We start from the raw sequence: 18,842 nt of genomic DNA on the forward strand, positions 1-18,842 counted from the left end.
CAGTAACAATATCCAGGCTACATAAGCCTTTATCTCCATTCTATCAAAAAAAACCAAAAAGTCCTATATAACATGAAATCATCAGGACATGTAACCTGCCATCTGTATATAGGACTTTCTTCAGAACATAACAGAAAAAAAGCGCCAACCGCATAGGTTGGCGCACTAGATATTCCATTAATAACTCCGCCAGTCCTCTTCCTCAGAGCGTACCAGCGAGGCACGTATCACATATACAAAAGCACAGACCAGGATTCCGGTGACAAGACTCATGATCATCACTCCATCCGAATTGAATTCCACCTTGGAGACAATTAGGTGACGTTCAGGCGTTTTTCTCATTTTAGCACACATCACTCAAAAACACAGCCACTTTTGCAAGCGCTTTCTACGTAAATTTTGTACTGTTTGTCCACTTTTTTTCATATATTGATGGCAATAGCATCACAGACTTCCGCACACCGACCACTCCAAAAATAAAGGAGAAGAATTCATGGCTGCTTCACAACGACTCACCCATGTCCTGGTCACACTCGCTCTCCTGATCCTTTGTGTGTTAATGGTCTTGTATCCAGCGGAAACCTGGCATGCAGGTGTACGCGGACTGTCCATCTGGTGGGACGTATTGTTTCCCTCCCTTTTTCCTTTTTTGGTGCTGTCCGAGCTGCTGCTCGGCTTTGGCATTGTTCATTTTCTAGGTACCTTGCTGAATCCATTGATGCGTCCATTGTTTCGTGTTCCCGGAAGCGGTGGTTTTGTATTTGCCGTGAGCTGTGCATCCGGTTATCCTACAGGGGCGAAACTGACCGCGCAGTTATGGGAACAAAAGCTGGTTACCCGGGAAGAAGGAGAACGGCTCGTTGCCTTCACAACATCATCCGATCCGATCTTCATGATTGGAGCGGTATCGGTTGGGTTCTTCCATAATGTCGCCATTGCTCCAGTATTGGTTGCGAGCCATTACGCTGCAGCTTTTCTGGTGGGTATGCTCATGCGTTTTCACGGGGGTACAGCAAAAGGCTCACAGCCAGACATCTCTTCTGCATCTCCATCGGAGGAGATACCTAGAAACAGACTGGTCCGGGCCATCTATGCAATGCATGAAGCAAGAAAGGCTGACGGACGGGCATTCGGTGAACTGCTGCGCCAGGCAGTCTCCTCATCCCTTCGCCTTATTATTATCGTAGGAGGGCTGGTTGTATTCTTCTCGGTCATGATGGAGTTGCTTGTACAGACCGGTTGGCTTGGCGGATTATACGGGATAACCGAGCAATTGCTTCGACATAGCGGGCTTCCTCCATCCTTATCTCCTAGCTTGGTCGGTGGGCTATTTGAAGTAACGCTGGGGAACAAAGAGGCTGGGAGTGCCGGGGCATCCATCCCACTCGTCTATAAAGTCGCAGCAGCAGCCTTTGTTCTCTCCTGGGGCGGATTATCCGTCCATGCACAGATTATGAGTGTTCTTAGCAACACACCTATGAGATATGGTCCATTTCTATTCGCCAGAGCGATTCATGCGCTAATCGCACCTGTGCTGGTCCTGCTGTTGTGGACACCCATGATGGGGCGTTCCTCTTCACCTGTTCTCATGGAGCCCGGTTTCATCCCATCCTTATCAACGTCAACGTATACACCAGACTGGGGACTGATCTTCTTGTCCGGAATGATTGTTTTTGTAAGCCTCATCGTGTTGTTGTTATTCCTTGCGGTATTAAGTTCCATTCTCAATCCTAGACGACATGCCAATAATAAGTGAATGATTCATCTATATTTAACGGAATATGCGCCCAAACGTTGTGTTCTTCCGCGGAATTGATTATCATCGGTAGTATAATGACCACAAAGGAGCTTTCATCTTGAGATATTATGTTCAAGACCGCGGAGACCAGTTATCGATTGATCTCAGTCAGCAATTTCATGCGCTGGCGAAGGAAGAAGGGTTCAAGCTGGATGCAGAATCGCCGGAGATTGTTATCTCCATCGGGGGCGATGGTACGATGCTACAGGCATTTCACAATTTCATCGACCGTATTCCGGATATTGCTTTTGTTGGGGTTCATACAGGCCATCTCGGCTTTTACGCCGATTGGAAGAAGGAAGAATTACGGGAATTAGTCAGGCTGATGAGTGGCAAAGGAGATCCGGAGCGTCTCAAACCACGCATTGTACAATACCCGCTATTGGAGCTTGAGATTCGGAAAAAGTCGGGGAATTCCTCTTACATCGCCCTTAATGAATTTACGTTAAAAGGTGTAGACGGTACCGTCGTGGCCCAAGTCGATATTAACGATGTGACATTTGAGATGTTCCGTGGGGATGGAATCTGTGTGTCCACGCCATCAGGCAGCACGGCGTACAACAAGGCCCTTGGCGGTGCCATGGTTCATCCGACCATCGAGGCCATTCAGATTGCTGAGATTGCATCGATTAATAACCGGGTCTATCGGACACTTGGTTCACCAGTTATTTTGCCCAAGCATCATCATTGTGATATTTTCTCCCGCAAGGATCAGCGATTACTGATGACCATTGATCATGTGAACGTGATGGTGGAGGATCTGATATCCGTCCGTTGTCAGGTATCCAGTCACAAGGTCAGTTTCGCGCGTTTCCGTCCTTATCCATTCTGGAACCGGGTTCGTACGGCATTTCTTGACTAAATAAACACACCAAAAAGCGGTCCTTCTCAGGAACCGCTTTTTGCTTTGACTTGAGGCTGATCCTTGCTCTTCTGAAGCACAAAGTACGCACAGCCAAAGTTACAATATTCATTGATATAATCCACCATACTGGCGATCGTGGAATCCTTCGTCGCTTTTGGATGGTTATCACGGTAAAAACCTTTTAACCTCAACTGGCTATAACCCCAGTCCCCGATAATATAATCATACCGCTCCAGCACTTCACTGTAACGATCACGGAAGACCTCTGGATTCCAGCCTTCTTTGTGGTTCTGGACGATTTCATAATTTTTGCCGCCGATCTGTACAATGACCGGTTCTTTGGGCTTTTCCTCAAGCGATTCAACAACCGATTCCTGAACCGGCTCCTGGATCTGCTCCTGAAGTTGTTCCTGAATCTGTTCTGTGATTTTTTCTTCTTCCAATCGGGTATCCTCCATCACGCGTGTGTTGCCGCCTGTTCAGCATGTTTGGTAGCCGATTTCACCTGTTCATGCGCATGGTAGGAGCTGCGTACCATCGGGCCGGATTCGACGTGGCTGAACCCACGTTTCAATCCTTCCTGTTTCAATGCAGCAAACTCCTCTGGCGGATAATACTTTTCAACATACAGATGTTTCTCCGATGGCTGCAAATATTGACCTATCGTCATAATATCGCAGTTCACCGCACGAAGATCATCCATTGTTGATAAAATTTCATTATATTCCTCACCTACACCAAGCATAATGCTTGATTTCGTAGGGATGTTAGGTTGCATTTCTTTGGCACGAGCAAGCAATTCCAGTGAACGTTTATATTTTGCCTTGGCACGCACTTTGTCTGACAACCGCTCAACCGTCTCAATATTGTGATTCAGTATATCCGGTTTGGCATCCATTACAATCTGCAAAGATTCCCGATCGCCCAGAAAGTCTGGAATAAGTACTTCAACGCTGCACAATGGCAACCGCCGCCGTACGGCCTTCACCGTCTCCGCAAAAATCGTAGCTCCCCCATCCTTCAGATCATCACGAGCTACACTTGTAATTACGCAGTGTTGCAGATTCATCTGCTCTGCTGCTTCCGCCACACGTTCTGGTTCCTGCAAATCAAGCTCCGTTGGCAAGCCTGTATTCACCGCGCAAAAACGGCATGCCCTTGTGCAAATATCGCCCAAAATCATAAAAGTGGCCGTTCGATTGGCCCAGCATTCATAAATATTCGGACACCGCGCTTCCTCACATACCGTATGCAGCGTTTTGGAACGCATCATCGTTTTCATTTCCTGATAGTTATCGCCGGTTGTCAATTTGATCCGAATCCAATCCGGCTTCGGTTCTTTAACACGTTTAGCCAATGCATAAACCTTCTTTCTACTGAAGTTAGGCTGTTGCTCGGAACATATTATACCATGAAAGCGCTGGAAAAACCCCCATTTGTCACATCTTGTGCATTCATGCCCGATATGGACAATTTGTATAATTCGATTCCCCCCCAAGAGCTTACATGGATAAAATGAGAACTTTTGAAGAACGCTAACCTTTAGCTTGGTTCATCGGGTACCTTGTATCATTCTAATGGAAAGGGGCTGCTTCCCAGTGCAACAACGCTTGACCTTCAGGCACACGTACCGCTTTTGGATCAAAACATTACTTGCAGGCACTCTGCTTCTCCCATTCTTGCCTGTAGAAGTTTACAGTGAACCCGCCCAGGCCGCTCCCAAACCACAGGCTGCCGAGTTAAAACCTGCAGAAATTTTCGCTGCACGTCGCCATTTATATGAAACCATCGGTCAGATGACCCAGATTCCCTGGTACAGGCTTGCCGCCATTGATCAGTATGAACGAACGATTACCCGTGCACACCCGAAGGATCGCAAGCATCCGGAGCGGCTTACGGGTATCTTCATGACCCCTCCGGCCTGGAGAGGATGGCTAAATCCCGATGAGACGGATCAACATCCGGAATCCATTCTTTTTTTCAAAGGATATGGACGTGATGGTTCAGGAGACGGTATAGCGGATGCCAACAATGATCAGGATGTGCTGTACAGCATGGCTTCTGTTATTCAAGGTTACGGAAACAAGCAAGAGGACTTCAACATTGCCTTGTGGGAATATTATCACAACTCCCGTGCTGTGCAACGGATACAGCAATTCGCGAAGTTATATGAGCATTTTGACAATCTGGATCTATTCGGACATGCCTTTCCGGTCCCGCTCGGAACCAACTACTCCTATCGCAGTACCTGGGGGACGAAACGAAGCTGGGGCGGTTATCGCATTCATGAGGGAACGGATATCTTCGCTCCGCATGGCCTGCCTGTGCGCAGCACCTGTTATGGGGTCGTGGAAATCAAAGGCTGGAACCCGTTTGGCGGCTGGCGCATCGGTATCCGGGATTTGAACAACCATTATCATTACTACGCCCACCTATCGGGTTTTGACAAAAGTGCACGCATCGGTGAAGTTGTTATCCCCGGTCAGGTCGTAGGTTGGGTAGGCAGTTCGGGTTACGGTAAACCGGGCACGCAGGGCAAATTCCCTCCACATCTGCACTATGGGATCTACCGGGACAGCGGACTGCACGAATGGTCTTTCGATCCTTATCCACTACTGAAACATTGGGAACAGGATGAACGCAAACAGAAGAACAAGAAAAGCAAGTGAGACGAGGATATGTTCCGTACGTGGAAGCAATTTGGAGTACACCTCATGTCTTGACCCAAACCTGTAAATTGGCGGGATTAAGTCGATTCTCTTCGGCTCAGAGTACGATAAGCAAAGCGAAAAAGGGACCTCTTTAATAGAGGCCCCTTTCTTTGCTTTGCAATTCAAATTTGTGTGGTTCATGGGTGCGCGTCCTTATTGGGCTGAAATCCCCCATTCACATCAGGCAGATCATCCGGCTCAATTTCAAGTTCATTCCCTTGCAAATGGTCTGACGGCGTCTGTTGCTGGTTCTGGTTAGGGGGATTCGTAGTCACTCCATTACCGCTTGATACACCCGTATGACCTGATGGCAGCGCAATAGCTGGGGCATTACTGCCGTTACTGCCCACTGGCTTGCCCTGATTATCGTAATAATACATTGGCACATCCCCAACAACCAGAAGGTAGGAAATCGGGATTTCCGTATCAACCGTTTCAGGCTCCATGTCGAAGGGCACCACGACTGCGACCTCAGCAATAATGTGAATGTACACTTCCACCAAAATCATGTTAATTCCCGCATTTTGCTGACGGGTGTTCAGGTCCACTTTGACAGCGCCTTGGGGCTCAATACGGACCGGTATACTCGGGCCAAATGAAGCCAACACCGGACTGCCCAGCGCCTGGCCCAGCGGGATTTTTTCTTTTAACATGTGTACATTCTGCAGCGTGGATTGCACAATATTCATTGTACTTGCGGTGATTCGCATATGCTCATTGTAGTTCAGCATGAAACCGGACACTTTCCCGGCGGTATCCGTTTTCCAGTCAATCAGCCCTTCGTTGGTTTTGCCATCTGCAACCTGTGCTGTAATCGCCTTGTTGATCGCTTCGGTCGCAATCTGCTTCACTCTGATCTTGGCCAAGTGCATGATGGGGGGCTTCATTTTCTTATCCACATAAGCAAAGCCCTGCATCAAACAAAACGCGGTGACCAATAAAATGATCAACCACATTTTGCGCTTGCCACTTGGCGGTTTACGGCGTCTCCGGCTTCGCCATTTTCTTCTCATCATCGAAGTGTCCCTCCCCTGCGGGATGAGCTATAGGCTATATGTTAACCTTATGCACCGTTGTCCCGAAAAAGAAGGACAGTACGTGGACACTGGATAGAAAGTAACAACAACATGAAAGAGACAAGTACTCCTCATCGCTGACCTAATGGAAATCGGAAATACGTAAACAGAGATAAAAAAACCTTTCGCCCGCAGATTACTCTGCAAGGCGAAAGGCTTTATGTTCAGACCACCCAAAGATTCAGGCCATGTCTATCCTATTATTTCGGAACAGATTCCCAGTCTTTCAGGAAACGTTCAATCCCGCTGTCCGTCAGTGGGTGTTTCCAAAGTGTCGGCAGAAGCGAACCCGGAATGGTGGCAATATGTGCACCGGAAAGGGCTGCATCCTCTACATGTTTGATATTGCGAATGCTTGCTGCGATAATCTCGGAAGGCAGATCATACATGTCCAGAATAAGACGCAGATCACGAATCAATTTCATACCATCCACCGCAATATCATCCAAGCGACCAACGAATGGACTGATGTAGGTTGCACCGGCTTTCGCCGCCATCAGGCCCTGTGCTGCGGAGAAAATCAGCGTGACATTGGTTTTGATCCCTTTTTGCGTCAACTCATGACAAGCGTATAACCCATCTTCGGTCATCGGCAATTTAATGACTACATTCGGTGCCCATTCTGCAATTTCATAAGCTTCCTTCAACATATCCTCGGCTTTGAGACCGATAACTTCAGCGCTGACCGGGCCTTTAACGACGCCACAGATCTCCTGAATGACTTCTTTAAATACGCGACCTTCTTTGGCAATCAAAGACGGGTTAGTCGTGACTCCATCCACCAGACCCAGACGTTCGATCCGTTTGATTTCTTCCACATTCCCTGTATCCAAGAAAAATTTCATGATATGTTACCTCCACTTGATGAATTCGTAAACACGATATAAGTCATTACCCGATGTTCATCATATGTTAACAGTTATATATAAAATTAATTTTTCTCTACAGCGTGACCGCCAAATTCATTACGCAATGCTGCTACCACTTTACCTGTGAATGTGTCTGTTTCCAGGGAACGATAACGCATCAGCAAGGACAAAGCGATAACCGGTGTAGCGGTTTGAAGGTCAAATGCCGTTTCTACCGTCCAACGTCCTTCACCGGAAGAGTGCATTACGCCTTTAATTTCATCGAGGTTTGCATCTTTGGAGAAGGCACGTTCTGTCAGCTCCATCAACCAAGAGCGGATAACGGAACCGTTATTCCATACACGAGCCACTTGTTCGAAGTCGAAATCAAATCCACTTTTCTCCAATACGTCAAAACCTTCACCGATGGATGCCATCATACCGTACTCGATACCATTGTGAACCATTTTGAGGAAGTGACCGCTGCCCGCTTTACCAGCATACAGGTAGCCATTCTCCACGGAAGTATCTTTGAATGCCGGTTCAACGATTGCCCAAGCTTCAGGGTCTCCACCGATCATATAACATGCTCCATTACGTGCGCCTTCCATACCGCCAGATGTACCTGCATCCATGTAGTGAATGCCTTTAGTTTTCATCTCTTCGTAGCGACGGATGGATTCTTTGTAGTGGGAGTTACCCGCTTCAATAATGATGTCACCCTTGGACAACAATGGGCTAACTTCAGCCAGTACAGCATCTACTACGTTGTGAGGGACCATGATCCACAATACACGTGGGGATTCGAGCGAAGCCACCATCTCTGCGTAAGAAGATACGCCTTCAGCGCCGTATTCTTTCATTTCATTTACTGCTTCAGCGTTCAGGTCAAAAGCAACCACTTCGTGTTTGTGATCAATCAGGTTTCTACCCAGGTTCAATCCCATTTTTCCTAATCCGACAAGTCCAAGTTTCATTTCAAAATCCTCCTGTTATGAACAATGTTTAAATTTCATGTGCGTTCAAAATTTAACGTTTGGCGAAGTAACCGTTCCGGTCACGAATCGTTCTTTTGATCGCTGTTATCCCCAGATTTTTTGAATCTCCTATATAGGAGAAAATCCGGGGATAAAGGCGAACGCTTTGCTTCTACAGAATCGATTTCGTCCCCTACACTACATTCTCAGCGTTCAAGCCAACCCGTTTTAAAACTGAACCGCTAATCTATATCAAAAATTTTCACGGCCTCCCGGCCACATAACCGGAAGGGCTTATGCAAAATTGGAACGGTATAATTTGTAAAAGATACTGTGTTATATCAGCAATTTGCACCTTCAATCCAACTCGCTTCCGACTACAAGCTCTAGGGGAATAAAACATTTTGTTCTATATCCTGTTGACTTGGAAAGTGTTGTTTGGATTTGTTGTTTTTACTATTGTGTTCTCTTATGCTCACTCTTTCGTTTCACTTACCACCAACGGTAGCCGTCTTTTGCTGTCAGGCGATCTGCTGACTCTGGTCCATGCGAACCTGCACTGTACGTATCCAGTGGCACGCTGCCCGCTTCGAATGCTTCCTGAATCGGTTGTACCCATTGCCATGCCAGCTCCACTTCGTTCCAGTGAGCGAAGAAGGTGGAATCACCACGCATAGCGTCAAAGATCAGATTCTCGTAAGCTTCAGGGATGTTACGTTTACCTGAGTTGAAGGTCATATGCATTGGCTCCACTTCACCATGGTTCAATGGATTCTTCGCATTTAATTGAAGGGAAATACTTTCTCCCGGACCAATTTCAATCGTCAGCAGGTTAGGTTCCGTTGTATTTTCGGATTCATGACCTGTCTTCAGTGGGGCCTTGAATTCAACAACGATTCTGGTGGATTTCTCAGCCAGGCGTTTACCTGTACGGATGTAAAATGGAACCTCGCTCCAGAACGGATCATCGATCCAAAGTCTTGCCGCAACATAGGTCTCATTCTGAGATCCGGCTGGAATGCCAGGCTCGTCCAGATATCCAACAACCGAAGCGCCTTGCAGCTCACCTGCTGCATATTGCGCACGAACAACTTCAGAAGCGATATTTTCTTTCGTCAACGGACGAAGTGCTTCAGCAATTTTTTGCTTTTTGAATTGAATTTCTTCCGGTGTGCAACGTTTTGGCAAGTGCAAACCAATCATCATCAGCAATTGAAGCATATGGTTTTGGAACATGTCACGAAGGGCACCGCTTTGGTCGTAATACGCGGCACGTTCTTCAACACCCACCGTCTCACTTGCCGTAATCTGTACATTGGCAATATAACGGTTAGACCACAACGCCTGAATCACCGGATTTGCATAGGTGAGCGTCTCAATATTTTGAACCATCGGTTTACCAAGGAAATGGTCAATGCGATAGATCTCTTCTTCCGCAAAGGTATTACTGAGTTTTTCGTTCAGATCACGAGCCGATTGCAAATCATGTCCGAATGGTTTTTCGATAATCAGTTTCTTCCAGCCTTTAGTGCTACCCAGGCCACTTTCTTGAATGTTTAATGCGATTGGCTCAAAGAATTCCGGTGCCACCGACATGTAGAACATGCGGTTTTCGGGAATGTTAAGCTCTTGTTCACGCTGTTGAACCAACTCCAACAGTTTAGTGTAATCTTCAAGCTTCGTATTATTTAAAGAACAATAACGGAAAGCGCCAATGAAATCACGAACCTGAGATGCTTCCTCCGGCGTCTGACGTGAGAATTCATGCAGTGACTTTTCAACATTCGCCTGGAAGTCCGTATCCGACAATTCACGTCGTCCCAATCCGATAACGGAGAAGGATTTCGGCATTTTCTGATCCATGTACAAGTTATATAATGCAGGGTAAATCTTGCGTTTGGCTAAATCGCCTGTTGCCCCGAACAGGACAAATGTCATTGCATCCATTGGAGTGCCTCCTGTGATCTATGCAGTATAGTATATGATGTTGCAAAATGTTCAAATCCAAGCATGACAAAAGACGGAATAAGTGGGTGTGTTCCCCGCCTTGCCTCCGTTTATATATCGTACCCGAATTCAACCATGGAACATTCCTTCTCTCCACAACCTGTGTTTAGGTTATAAATTGTAACCATTTGAATTAACGTTACCCATATTACACCTGTCGTCACAATTCGTCAATAATCGTGTCGAACCTGTGAACTCCAGTTTTTATAGGGTTTTTATTTGATGATAACGCTTTATGTGGTAACATTAAGAACAATTGGTATGTGACATTTTACACATATGGCCTGTGGACAAGTAGGTTACAATAAGTATACTAATGATATTACAAGCAATACTAAATCAAAGGAGTACAATCATGAGCGATGATGAGAATGCCAAGCAAATATGCACAAAAGTGGAACAATCTTATCAGATCATTGGCCGAAAATGGGTAGCCCTCATTATCCATGCATTGATGGAGGAACCCAAACGCTTCAGTGAGATTCACGCTTATATCCCTGACTTGAGCAAACGTGTGTTAAATGAGCGAATGAAGGAATTGGAGGAAGAAGGACTTGTGGTTCGCCATGTGGTCACGGAACGTCCAGTTCGAACTGAATATATGTTGTCACGAAAAGGAACGGAACTGGGGAGAGCGCTAAGCGCCGTGGAACGTTGGGCTGATAAGTGGCTGTAACAGCTTGAGGAATCCTTAATGTTTATTTAGCTTGAAGCTTACCGATGTGCAATCCCGGAGGTGGAGTATCGCGTTTAGCAAATGGCTAGTGATACTCCGCATCCGGGATTTTTTCAATTGGAACGGTGAATACTAATTAAATATAGAGACGTAATAACGCTGTTTTTTACAATTCAAATTAATGCTTACTGCTCCGTTCAAATTGTTGACGTTACTGAAGCGGGGTCGACCCGGCAGATTTGCGAAATAACTGGATGAAATACGGTCCATTTGGAAACCAGCGCGTCTTCCCCTCCTCTTCCACCCAAAGTGATGTTGTCTCAAGGAGTAAGTATTCCTGCTTCAACCTTCGAGCTTTGACGTATTCCGTAATGCTGCTACCTGTCTCTTGATGAAAAATACGGTAAGCATACGATTTGGACAGGTGAACATCTGCCGTCATCTGGTCCAATCTGATCTCATATTTGAAACGCTCTTCAATCCATTGCATTATCTTCTCCGAGTGTCTCAAATGACGTGAATCCGCTAACTGAGAAAGCGCTTCATCTACTCCCTCTTTTTATTGATCTAATCCATGACTATGGAGATTATTATCTTGAAGCGAATACGAGAGTTTAATGGATGAAGCACCGGGTGTACGTAAAATATTACGAATCCAACTTCCTCCCGAGTGTAATACTTGAATCCTCGAAGTTCTCCACCGTCGTCTTTTTTTCATAAAAGTGTACGGCATGTTGCGTGATTCCTTCTCTTGTGTAAAACGCGTCTTCCGCTCCTAGTGGAAAAACAACCTTTTCTCCCGTACTTGCCGACTTATAGATACCCACAATCAGTTCAAGCGTATTCCGACCACTTTGGCCATCCACCAGAAGGGGAGAGCCTGTCTCAATAGCATTTAACACATTCTCAACTTGCCCAGCGTGACCGACATGAGTAACATCCGGCAATTCGTCAGCGAGTTTCTGAATCTGGTGTTCCAATTCTTGATTGGGTTCCGGAAATCCGTTATTCCGCGCGGTAGAAGCAACCACTTTCCATGGTGCAGATACCCGAGCTTCTTTGCCCTGAAAAATTAACTGCTGCTCCTCTCCGTGATGTACGACGGAACTGGTAATCATGCCAAGCGCCCCTTCCTGGAAGCGAAGCATCGCCATGGATATATCCTCAACTTCGGCATTATCATGTGCCGTATTTGCCATCATGGCCTGCAATTCCACTGGAGGCCCCATCATCCAAAGCATGGCATCAATATGATGCACCGCATGATTGAGGGTACAGCCTCCGCCTTCTTTTTCCCATGTCCCGCGCCACCACAGATCATAATAATTGTGGCCCCGCCACCAGAACGAATCAACCTGCACATGTACAATCGGTCCCATCCGTTTACTGTCCAGCACACCTTTTAGCTTCATTATCGGTGTCGTAAACCGATTCTGTGCTACTACAGATAGTAACTTGCCACTTTCTTGCGCTGCTCTCAACATCAGATCCGCTTCCTCCAGGGAAGATGCCATCGGTTTTTCGACCAGCACATGTGCACCTGCTTGCATGAAATCACACGCAATGGGAGCATGCGTATACGGTGGTGTACAGACTGATACCAGATCAATGTTTTTGGCAAGTAGCTCTGTGTAATCCGTGACAGCTTGTGCACCTTCCAGACCATATTCATTAATTCGCTTCTGTGCTTTTTCCACGTAGATATCGACCACAGCAACAATCTGACATCGCTCAGGGAACGCCAAATATGCTGAGATATGTGCTCCACTAATTGCACCTGCTCCGATAATCGCCACTTTTAACATCGTTGCATACCTCCCTTATTCCCTTCACAATACACAATAATAAAGCGCTTTTATGCATTCATCTTGTGCTAAAATAAAACTATCTTGCGCATGATAAGGGAGGCATTCATGATGTCCATCTTCCTGGGAGAACAATTTAATCTGGTCTGTCGTCGTACATCCAACACTACGTTTCGCGAAGTGTTCCATGCTCATTCGCAGCTGGAGATAACCTATATTCACGAAGGATATGGGCAGTTGATAACCGAAGGTCAGGTTTTCTCCCTTGAACCCGGTATGCTCATGATTTTTCGACCTTTTCAATTGCACCACATCCAGATTCAAGTATCCAGACAGCAGCCTTTCATTCGAAATGTACTCATGGTTGAACTTGATCTACTGAAGGCACATTGGCCCCAATTTATCGTTACTCACGACTTCATACAGGATCTGCTGGAAGAGCAATCCCCCATTCAGCCCATCCGACTTGCTGCCACATCCCCACTCGTTCAACGAATGGAACAATATGCAGATACGTATCCAGGTCTGCTTCCCCACGAAGTAGAGGAGGATACACGCCTCTTTTTATTGGATCTGCTCGCACAACTTCGCTACCTGTGGCAGGACGGGCAGCAACGCCGCTCCGAAGATGTACTCTCGTCCAGTGCAAACGTTCTTCACCCTCATGCCGAAGCCATCATGCAATGGATTGAGCAGCATTACCAAGAGCCTTTTCGTTTGGAGCATATCGCAGACACTCTTCATCTGTCCCCCTATCATCTATCTCATATATTCAAAAAAGCGACTGGCACCACCATCGTTGCTTATGCTCAAGCCACCCGCATTCGTCATGCCTGTGAGCTGCTCACTCGGTCCTCGTTCTCCGTTCCCGAAATCGGTCACCGTGTCGGTATGACCAGCCCCTCCTACTTTTGCAAAGTATTCCGTACTACCACAGGCTCTACACCACATCAATATCGGCTGAAGGTGCAGGGGAGGAAGTAATGGATCACAACATAAAAAAAGAAGCGAAAGAATTCACTTCTCCGCTTCTTCTCCTCTTTCACAGTTCCACCCGACTCAACGCACATTGAGCTCCAACCGTTTCAAATATGGAATTAGGCGTCTCTCTAGCTGCCTTAAATCATCCTTCTGTTCCGCTGACAAGCGTTCCTCATGGATACTTCCATCCTTGTCCATCACCATAACTTTGTATTTTTTCATTTGTTCATAGACAGACTTGAACTCACGATATTGTTCCTTGGTGAATGTCTTCTCTGCCTGTTCCAACTGTTCCGTCCAAAATTGCTGCTCGTCCATCAGTTTTTTGGAGGACCCTACACTCACAGCTTCCAGCTTCTCGAAAAACGGTTCCAGCTCAGCTACAAGAAGGTTATATCGTTCCTGTTCCACTGTACTCCACTGCTCTGGATGAATATTGCCCTGAGAATCGGCATAATTCACGGCCATTTGCCCTAATTGCTTCAGCAAGTCCATATATTGAACAAATTCTTCTTCGCTGAAATGGGCCTTGGCCGTCTGCAGCTTTGCTTCCAACCTCATATAATCCTCAGCTGTCCCCCCCATAGCAGCGATATTCTCCTGTGAACCATATATTCCGTCTGCGAGATAGGTGTACCCTGCATAGGCTCCGGTGGGAATAATGAGCACAGCAGCCAATAGCCCAGTGACCAGCCATTTTTTTCGATTTCTTCTGATGTGTGAATCACTTCGAATACCATCCATCATTTTATGTTTAATCCTCGCAGGAACGGACCAGTCTTTGGTCTCTTCCTGGTAGGCTGTTCGCAACTGTTCATCGAGTTTCATGCAGATCCTCCGCCTTTCCCCGCAATCTTGGATTCATCTTTTCTTTCTGTCTCAACTTCGCCAGCGCCGCATGTATACGCGATTTTACGGTTCCAAGCGGAATCTCCAATATGCCAGCAATCTCCTCTTGCGTGTATTCATTCAAATAATGAAGTGTGACCACCTGCTGCAGCTTGTACGGCAAACGGCGCACCTGTTCCAGCAAAGGACGATTTGCCAGTTTGTTGACCAGATCAGTGGAAAAATCATATTCTAGTCCCACGTCAGATTTTTCAATGCGCTTGCCAAACCGAAACTGCATCAATCTTTTGCGTCGATAACTCTGAACCTGTCGCATCGTCACCCCCATCAACCAGGGACGAAAAGCACGCTCCGCATCATATCGCGCCAATGATCGATACGCCTGAATGTAAATCTCCTGTACTACATCCTCCGCGTCAGACTTGTCCTTGATGAGAAATCGCACAGTTTGATATACCCCCGTCACTGTTTTCTCATATAATTCTCCATATGCTTCTTCATGCCCCGCACGTATTAACGTTACAAGTTCTATGTACTCATCTTGTTCACTCATTATCCATCCCCCTCCTCCTTACACTATATATTGGCATGCCAGCATTATTTCGTTCGATTTATTTATTGAATATTTCTAATAGTGGGGGTGGATTGTTTTGTTTTTTGTTGCTGGTGCCAAATTCAGATGGTTCTACTTCCTAAATTAATCTGATTTCAAAAAGTCCGTCCTCATGGGACTTAAAAAAAGAGCTGAGTCGTCATTATGACGTCTCGGCTCTTCTTTTATGCTCATTTTTTCCGTACAGATAAAGATATTGGTATTGAATCTGTGCTCGCTTATAAGTTCCTTTTCGAGACAAACTTTACTTGATATTCAGAAATTCGTGTCACTTGATCACCGCTCCTGAATAGTTCCACCTGATTAGGTCTTGCCGGTACGTTGGCAAGGCTTTTTTCTCTTGCACGTAGTTATTTGATTTTGCTTATGTATTCTTTAGATTTTCTTCAGAAATATGCTCATTAATTCCTTAGTTTTTTTCATTATGATTTCTATATCAACAAGAGAGGAGGCAAAACAATGATCAGTAATACGATCTTAGAGCTACTTCATCAGTATGGATATCTGATTTTTTATTTTGCCTTCTCATTGGGGCCTTTCGGGATTCCAATTCCAAATGAGATCACGATTATCAGCGGTGCCATTCTGAGCCACACAGGAGTTATCAATTCATGGATCACATACTTCTCTATTTTATCCGGACTATTAACGGCCATTACCATTGCTTATTTTGCAGGGAAGTTATTTGGAACCAAGATAAAACACAGATTTCAACATCATAAACACTTCGTCAAGGCTGAACTGATTCTGAATAAGAGTGGCCATTGGGCGATGTGCATCGGTTTGTTCATTCCAATTGTGCGATATGTTCTCCCTTTACTTATTGGAATGAGCGGCGTGCAGTATCGGCAATTTGCTCTCATTTCATATTCCAGTACTTTGTTATGGACCATAACGTATTTTACAGCGGGAACTTACTTCGGCGGTCCCATTCTATCTACTCTGCAATTATTCCATTTCTAACTGGTTTGATAACATACCATCACATATATGGAGGAACCACAAATATGAATTCTAATGAACCCATTTTATTTCTGAAAAGCTTTCTTCAAAGCCCTAAACATGTCGGCAGCATCATACCAAGTTCCCGATTTCTCGCCAATAACATGGTGAATCAAGCATCTTGGATAGAGACAAAAGCAGTTGCCGAACTCGGATCAGGTACAGGTGCTATCACTCGTTATATTCAACAAGAGGTGCAGGGTTCAACGAAAGTGTTGTTGTTTGAGATGAACGAAACGATGAGGAATAATCTGCAAACCGCATACCCGGAATTCTCCTGTTATCCAGATGCCGCTCGATTAGTGGAATGTATGAATCAAGAGGGCGTTCAGCAACTGGATTACATTTTTAGCGGGTTGCCTTTCTTCAACTTTGAGCCTGAATTAAGAAATACGTTGGTAAACCAGATTTATAAGGCACTCAAGCCTGGAGGGTTATTCATCGCCTTTCAATATTCACTTCAAATGAAAAACACATTATCCGAGCATTTTATCATCGAAAAAATAGAATTAGTGCCTTTGAATATCCCACCTGCGTTCGTTTATGTCTGTCGCAAAAAGGAAACAATTTAAACAGCCTGGGCTATCGTTTACACTGATATTATCCTCTTTATAAGAAATATAACTTTATTTAAAACAGGTCATAAAAGGAGTGTTGAATTATGAATACCGTTCTCGTTGTTGATGATGAACCCGATATCCGTGATGTCATTCACGTCTATTTACGTAACGAAGGATATCAGGTCATTGAAGCAGCCAATGGTGAAGAAGCGCTAAATATTATCAAAACAACATCGGTCCAACTCGTAATACTGGATGTCATGATGCCCATCATGGACGGAATCAAAGCCTGCTTCAAAATAAGAGAAGTATCAACCACTCCCATTATTATGTTATCCGCCAAGGAAGAAGACATTGATAAAATCACTGGTCTGACTACCGGGGCTGATGATTACATGGTCAAACCGTTTAATCCGCTAGAATTGCTAGCTCGCGTTAAAGCTCAGTTACGACGGCAAACACTGATTGGCAAAGCCGAATTCAATTCACTTATCCTGATCAAGGACCTTGTCATTGATACAAATAAACATTCCGTGAAGCTCAAAGAAAATGAAATTTCGCTTACACCACTGGAGTTTTCCATTCTGGTGCTGCTTTCCAGCCATCCTGGACAAGTATTTAGCTCTGAGAAAATTTACGAAACCGTATGGAAGGAACCTTACGGGTATTCGGACAACACGGTGATGGTCCATATTCGTAATCTGCGAGAGAAATTGGAAGTAAACCCGCGGGAACCTCATTACATTAAAACGGTATGGGGAGTGGGATATAAAATTGATTAAACGATTACCACAGTTTAAAAAAAAGATACAGATTAACATCCTATATCAAATGTTGATCAGTTTATTGATTTCGTTTGTTGGCTCTGTGGGTGTAAATAATATGTTGATCATAGCTGCTGCAAAAATTAGTGAAAGATTTAATTGGCCTTCGCTTCTCTATATCTTTCCTTACGTTTTAACACCAATCTTCATCGTAATTTTCACGTTAATTTTTTTGTTTTCCACACGAAAAATTGTGAGAGATCTCATTACATTAGAACAAGGGCTTCAAATCATATCCGAAGGAAATCTGAATTACCGGGTGCCCGTTAATCGACAAGATGAACTTGGGCGAGTCGCTTCCAACATTAATCATATGACTGAACAGTTGCAGCTGCAGATCATCAAAGAGCGTGAGCTGGAGAAATCCAAGATGGACATGATTACGGGTATCTCTCATGACCTGCGCACACCACTTACCAGCATCATCGGGTATATTGAGCTTCTTAGAACAGAATCCTTTCAAGACAAAGCAGAGTATGACCGCTTCATTCAGAACACCTATAACAAAGCAACGCATCTGAAAAAGCTGCTCGATGATTTATTTGAATACACACGTCTAACCTCAGTAGATGCCCAATTGGATTTGAAAAAGGTTGACCTATATCAGCTATTAGACCAGTTGTTGTTTGAATTTGAACCTTTAGCTCAGGAGAATGGTATCCATATCGAGAAAGAAATCGGTAATGCTCCCATTATGGCCTGCGTGGATAGTGATAAGATTGCTCGGGCTATCGATAATCTTCTCATCAATGCTCTGAAGTATTCCTTTAAACCTGGTGTGATTCACATTCGTATGAGTATGCACCATGAGCACATTACCATTCAAGTCGAAAATCAAAGTGCGCCGCTCACAATGGAGCAAAAAGACAAACTGTTTGATCGTTTTTATAAGGTGGATTATTCAAGAAGCAGCGAAGGCATTCAAACGGGGTCAGGTTTGGGTCTTTCGATAGCAAAAAATATTGCAGAGCTACATCAAGGTACCTTGACGCTTCAACATACGCATAACGTATTTACATTCGAGTTAAACTTGCCTTCCAACATCAAGTGAACCATCAATGAATTCAACCATGGAGGATACCGCGATGAAAACACCCGAAACATTTCTTTTCCTGCAAGGATTTCTGAGGAATCCCAAACGAGTAGGTAGTGTCCTGCCCAGTTCCAAATTTTTAGCCCGTAAAATCGTTCGGTCTGTACGATGGAATGAGGTTAGAACCATTGCTGACTGGGGCCGGGAACAGGGGCCG

At 45.1% G+C, this 18,842-nt stretch carries 20 protein-coding genes; 9 read left to right on the forward strand and 11 right to left on the reverse strand.

Features of this window, described 5'->3' with window-relative positions; genetic code table 11:
- Positions 1-177: 177 nt before the first annotated feature.
- Positions 178-342, reverse strand: a complete 165-nt coding sequence (locus QVE09_RS18095) for a hypothetical protein (protein ID WP_155984997.1) — start codon at positions 340-342, stop codon at positions 178-180.
- A 151-nt stretch (positions 343-493) separates the two neighbouring features.
- Between QVE09_RS18095 and ylbJ the strand changes: the two genes are divergently transcribed.
- A complete protein-coding gene (gene ylbJ, locus QVE09_RS18100; RefSeq protein WP_315937888.1) occupies positions 494-1,756 on the forward strand; it encodes a sporulation integral membrane protein YlbJ in 1,263 nt (420 codons plus the stop codon).
- A gap of 100 nt (positions 1,757-1,856) precedes the next feature.
- On the forward strand, positions 1,857-2,660 hold the full coding sequence (locus tag QVE09_RS18105) for an NAD kinase (RefSeq protein ID WP_036673293.1): 804 nt from the start codon (positions 1,857-1,859) through the stop codon (positions 2,658-2,660).
- Between the two features lie 26 nt (positions 2,661-2,686).
- Here the strand turns inward: QVE09_RS18105 and QVE09_RS18110 are convergent, their stop codons facing one another.
- The gene (locus QVE09_RS18110) at positions 2,687-3,106 is read right to left on the reverse strand and encodes a YutD family protein (RefSeq protein WP_315937889.1); all 420 of its coding nucleotides are present in this window, start codon (positions 3,104-3,106) and stop codon (positions 2,687-2,689) included.
- Between the two features lie 14 nt (positions 3,107-3,120).
- The gene (gene lipA / locus QVE09_RS18115) at positions 3,121-4,020 is read right to left on the reverse strand and encodes a lipoyl synthase (RefSeq protein ID WP_017692371.1); all 900 of its coding nucleotides are present in this window, start codon (positions 4,018-4,020) and stop codon (positions 3,121-3,123) included.
- 241 nt (positions 4,021-4,261) lie between these two features.
- Here lipA and QVE09_RS18120 point away from each other — a divergent pair, with 241 nt between their 5' ends.
- Complete coding sequence (locus QVE09_RS18120; protein ID WP_315937890.1) at positions 4,262-5,332, forward strand: M23 family metallopeptidase; 1,071 nt, start codon at positions 4,262-4,264, stop codon at positions 5,330-5,332.
- Positions 5,333-5,511: 179 nt separating this feature from the next.
- Here the strand turns inward: QVE09_RS18120 and yunB are convergent, their stop codons facing one another.
- The 4 genes from yunB to zwf all read right to left on the reverse strand — a co-directional run bounded on the left by yunB (position 5,512) and on the right by zwf (position 10,222).
- Positions 5,512-6,390: a sporulation protein YunB gene (gene yunB, locus QVE09_RS18125; protein WP_315937891.1), complete on the reverse strand. Its 879-nt coding sequence runs from the start codon at positions 6,388-6,390 to the stop codon at positions 5,512-5,514.
- 260 nt (positions 6,391-6,650) lie between these two features.
- A complete protein-coding gene (fsa, locus tag QVE09_RS18130; RefSeq protein ID WP_036605718.1) occupies positions 6,651-7,295 on the reverse strand; it encodes a fructose-6-phosphate aldolase in 645 nt (214 codons plus the stop codon).
- 86 nt (positions 7,296-7,381) lie between these two features.
- Complete coding sequence (gene gnd / locus QVE09_RS18135) at positions 7,382-8,275, reverse strand: phosphogluconate dehydrogenase (NAD(+)-dependent, decarboxylating) (RefSeq protein WP_062838007.1); 894 nt, start codon at positions 8,273-8,275, stop codon at positions 7,382-7,384.
- A 492-nt stretch (positions 8,276-8,767) separates the two neighbouring features.
- Positions 8,768-10,222 (reverse strand): glucose-6-phosphate dehydrogenase, encoded by a 1,455-nt coding sequence (gene zwf / locus QVE09_RS18140; protein ID WP_315937892.1) that lies wholly within the window; start codon positions 10,220-10,222, stop codon positions 8,768-8,770.
- A gap of 415 nt (positions 10,223-10,637) precedes the next feature.
- Between zwf and QVE09_RS18145 the strand changes: the two genes are divergently transcribed.
- Complete coding sequence (locus QVE09_RS18145) at positions 10,638-10,958, forward strand: winged helix-turn-helix transcriptional regulator (protein ID WP_036605715.1); 321 nt, start codon at positions 10,638-10,640, stop codon at positions 10,956-10,958.
- A 211-nt stretch (positions 10,959-11,169) separates the two neighbouring features.
- Here QVE09_RS18145 and QVE09_RS18150 read toward each other — a convergent pair whose 3' ends face one another.
- A complete protein-coding gene (locus QVE09_RS18150; RefSeq protein ID WP_315937893.1) occupies positions 11,170-11,448 on the reverse strand; it encodes a helix-turn-helix domain-containing protein in 279 nt (92 codons plus the stop codon).
- Positions 11,449-11,605: 157 nt separating this feature from the next.
- On the reverse strand, positions 11,606-12,763 hold the full coding sequence (locus QVE09_RS18155; RefSeq protein ID WP_315937894.1) for a Gfo/Idh/MocA family protein: 1,158 nt from the start codon (positions 12,761-12,763) through the stop codon (positions 11,606-11,608).
- 108 nt (positions 12,764-12,871) lie between these two features.
- On the opposite strand from QVE09_RS18155, the gene QVE09_RS18160 reads away from it, so the two are divergent.
- Positions 12,872-13,747 carry a helix-turn-helix domain-containing protein gene (locus QVE09_RS18160; protein WP_315937895.1) on the forward strand — a complete coding sequence of 292 codons (876 nt, stop codon included), beginning with the start codon at positions 12,872-12,874 and terminating at the stop codon, positions 13,745-13,747.
- 75 nt (positions 13,748-13,822) lie between these two features.
- Here the strand turns inward: QVE09_RS18160 and QVE09_RS18165 are convergent, their stop codons facing one another.
- Positions 13,823-14,572 carry a DUF3600 domain-containing protein gene (locus QVE09_RS18165; RefSeq protein ID WP_315937896.1) on the reverse strand — a complete coding sequence of 250 codons (750 nt, stop codon included), beginning with the start codon at positions 14,570-14,572 and terminating at the stop codon, positions 13,823-13,825.
- Positions 14,559-15,146, reverse strand: a complete 588-nt coding sequence (locus tag QVE09_RS18170) for a sigma-70 family RNA polymerase sigma factor (protein WP_017692329.1) — start codon at positions 15,144-15,146, stop codon at positions 14,559-14,561. The genes QVE09_RS18165 and QVE09_RS18170 overlap by 14 nt, the downstream gene beginning before the upstream one ends.
- A gap of 519 nt (positions 15,147-15,665) precedes the next feature.
- Here QVE09_RS18170 and QVE09_RS18175 point away from each other — a divergent pair.
- From QVE09_RS18175 to QVE09_RS18190, 4 genes are all read left to right on the forward strand, one after another.
- Entirely contained in the window at positions 15,666-16,169 is a 504-nt protein-coding gene (locus tag QVE09_RS18175) for a DedA family protein (protein ID WP_315937897.1), read from the forward strand.
- A 44-nt stretch (positions 16,170-16,213) separates the two neighbouring features.
- Entirely contained in the window at positions 16,214-16,780 is a 567-nt protein-coding gene (locus QVE09_RS18180) for a class I SAM-dependent methyltransferase (protein WP_315937898.1), read from the forward strand.
- An 89-nt stretch (positions 16,781-16,869) separates the two neighbouring features.
- Positions 16,870-17,550 (forward strand): response regulator, encoded by a 681-nt coding sequence (locus QVE09_RS18185; protein WP_315937899.1) that lies wholly within the window; start codon positions 16,870-16,872, stop codon positions 17,548-17,550.
- A gap of 100 nt (positions 17,551-17,650) precedes the next feature.
- Complete coding sequence (locus QVE09_RS18190) at positions 17,651-18,643, forward strand: sensor histidine kinase (RefSeq protein ID WP_483874298.1); 993 nt, start codon at positions 17,651-17,653, stop codon at positions 18,641-18,643.
- The last annotated feature ends 199 nt before the right edge of the window (positions 18,644-18,842 follow it).

Origin of the sequence: Paenibacillus sp. ClWae2A (genome assembly GCF_032452295.1) — a bacterium.
Taxonomy (GTDB): Bacteria; Bacillota; Bacilli; order Paenibacillales; family Paenibacillaceae; genus Paenibacillus.

Coding starts and splice junctions, on each gene's coding strand:
- QVE09_RS18095 (WP_155984997.1), bottom strand. CDS start 342: ATGAGAAAAACGCCTGAACGTCACCTAATTGTCTCCAAGGTGGAATTC.
- ylbJ (WP_315937888.1), top strand. CDS start 494: ATGGCTGCTTCACAACGACTCACCCATGTCCTGGTCACACTCGCTCTC.
- yunB (WP_315937891.1), bottom strand. CDS start 6,390: ATGATGAGAAGAAAATGGCGAAGCCGGAGACGCCGTAAACCGCCAAGT.
- fsa (WP_036605718.1), bottom strand. CDS start 7,295: ATGAAATTTTTCTTGGATACAGGGAATGTGGAAGAAATCAAACGGATC.
- gnd (WP_062838007.1), bottom strand. CDS start 8,275: ATGAAACTTGGACTTGTCGGATTAGGAAAAATGGGATTGAACCTGGGT.
- zwf (WP_315937892.1), bottom strand. CDS start 10,222: ATGGATGCAATGACATTTGTCCTGTTCGGGGCAACAGGCGATTTAGCC.
- QVE09_RS18145 (WP_036605715.1), top strand. CDS start 10,638: ATGAGCGATGATGAGAATGCCAAGCAAATATGCACAAAAGTGGAACAA.
- QVE09_RS18150 (WP_315937893.1), bottom strand. CDS start 11,448: ATGCAATGGATTGAAGAGCGTTTCAAATATGAGATCAGATTGGACCAG.
- QVE09_RS18155 (WP_315937894.1), bottom strand. CDS start 12,763: ATGTTAAAAGTGGCGATTATCGGAGCAGGTGCAATTAGTGGAGCACAT.
- QVE09_RS18160 (WP_315937895.1), top strand. CDS start 12,872: ATGATGTCCATCTTCCTGGGAGAACAATTTAATCTGGTCTGTCGTCGT.
- QVE09_RS18165 (WP_315937896.1), bottom strand. CDS start 14,572: ATGAAACTCGATGAACAGTTGCGAACAGCCTACCAGGAAGAGACCAAA.
- QVE09_RS18170 (WP_017692329.1), bottom strand. CDS start 15,146: ATGAGTGAACAAGATGAGTACATAGAACTTGTAACGTTAATACGTGCG.
- QVE09_RS18175 (WP_315937897.1), top strand. CDS start 15,666: ATGATCAGTAATACGATCTTAGAGCTACTTCATCAGTATGGATATCTG.
- QVE09_RS18180 (WP_315937898.1), top strand. CDS start 16,214: ATGAATTCTAATGAACCCATTTTATTTCTGAAAAGCTTTCTTCAAAGC.
- QVE09_RS18185 (WP_315937899.1), top strand. CDS start 16,870: ATGAATACCGTTCTCGTTGTTGATGATGAACCCGATATCCGTGATGTC.
- QVE09_RS18190 (WP_483874298.1), top strand. CDS start 17,651: ATGTTGATCATAGCTGCTGCAAAAATTAGTGAAAGATTTAATTGGCCT.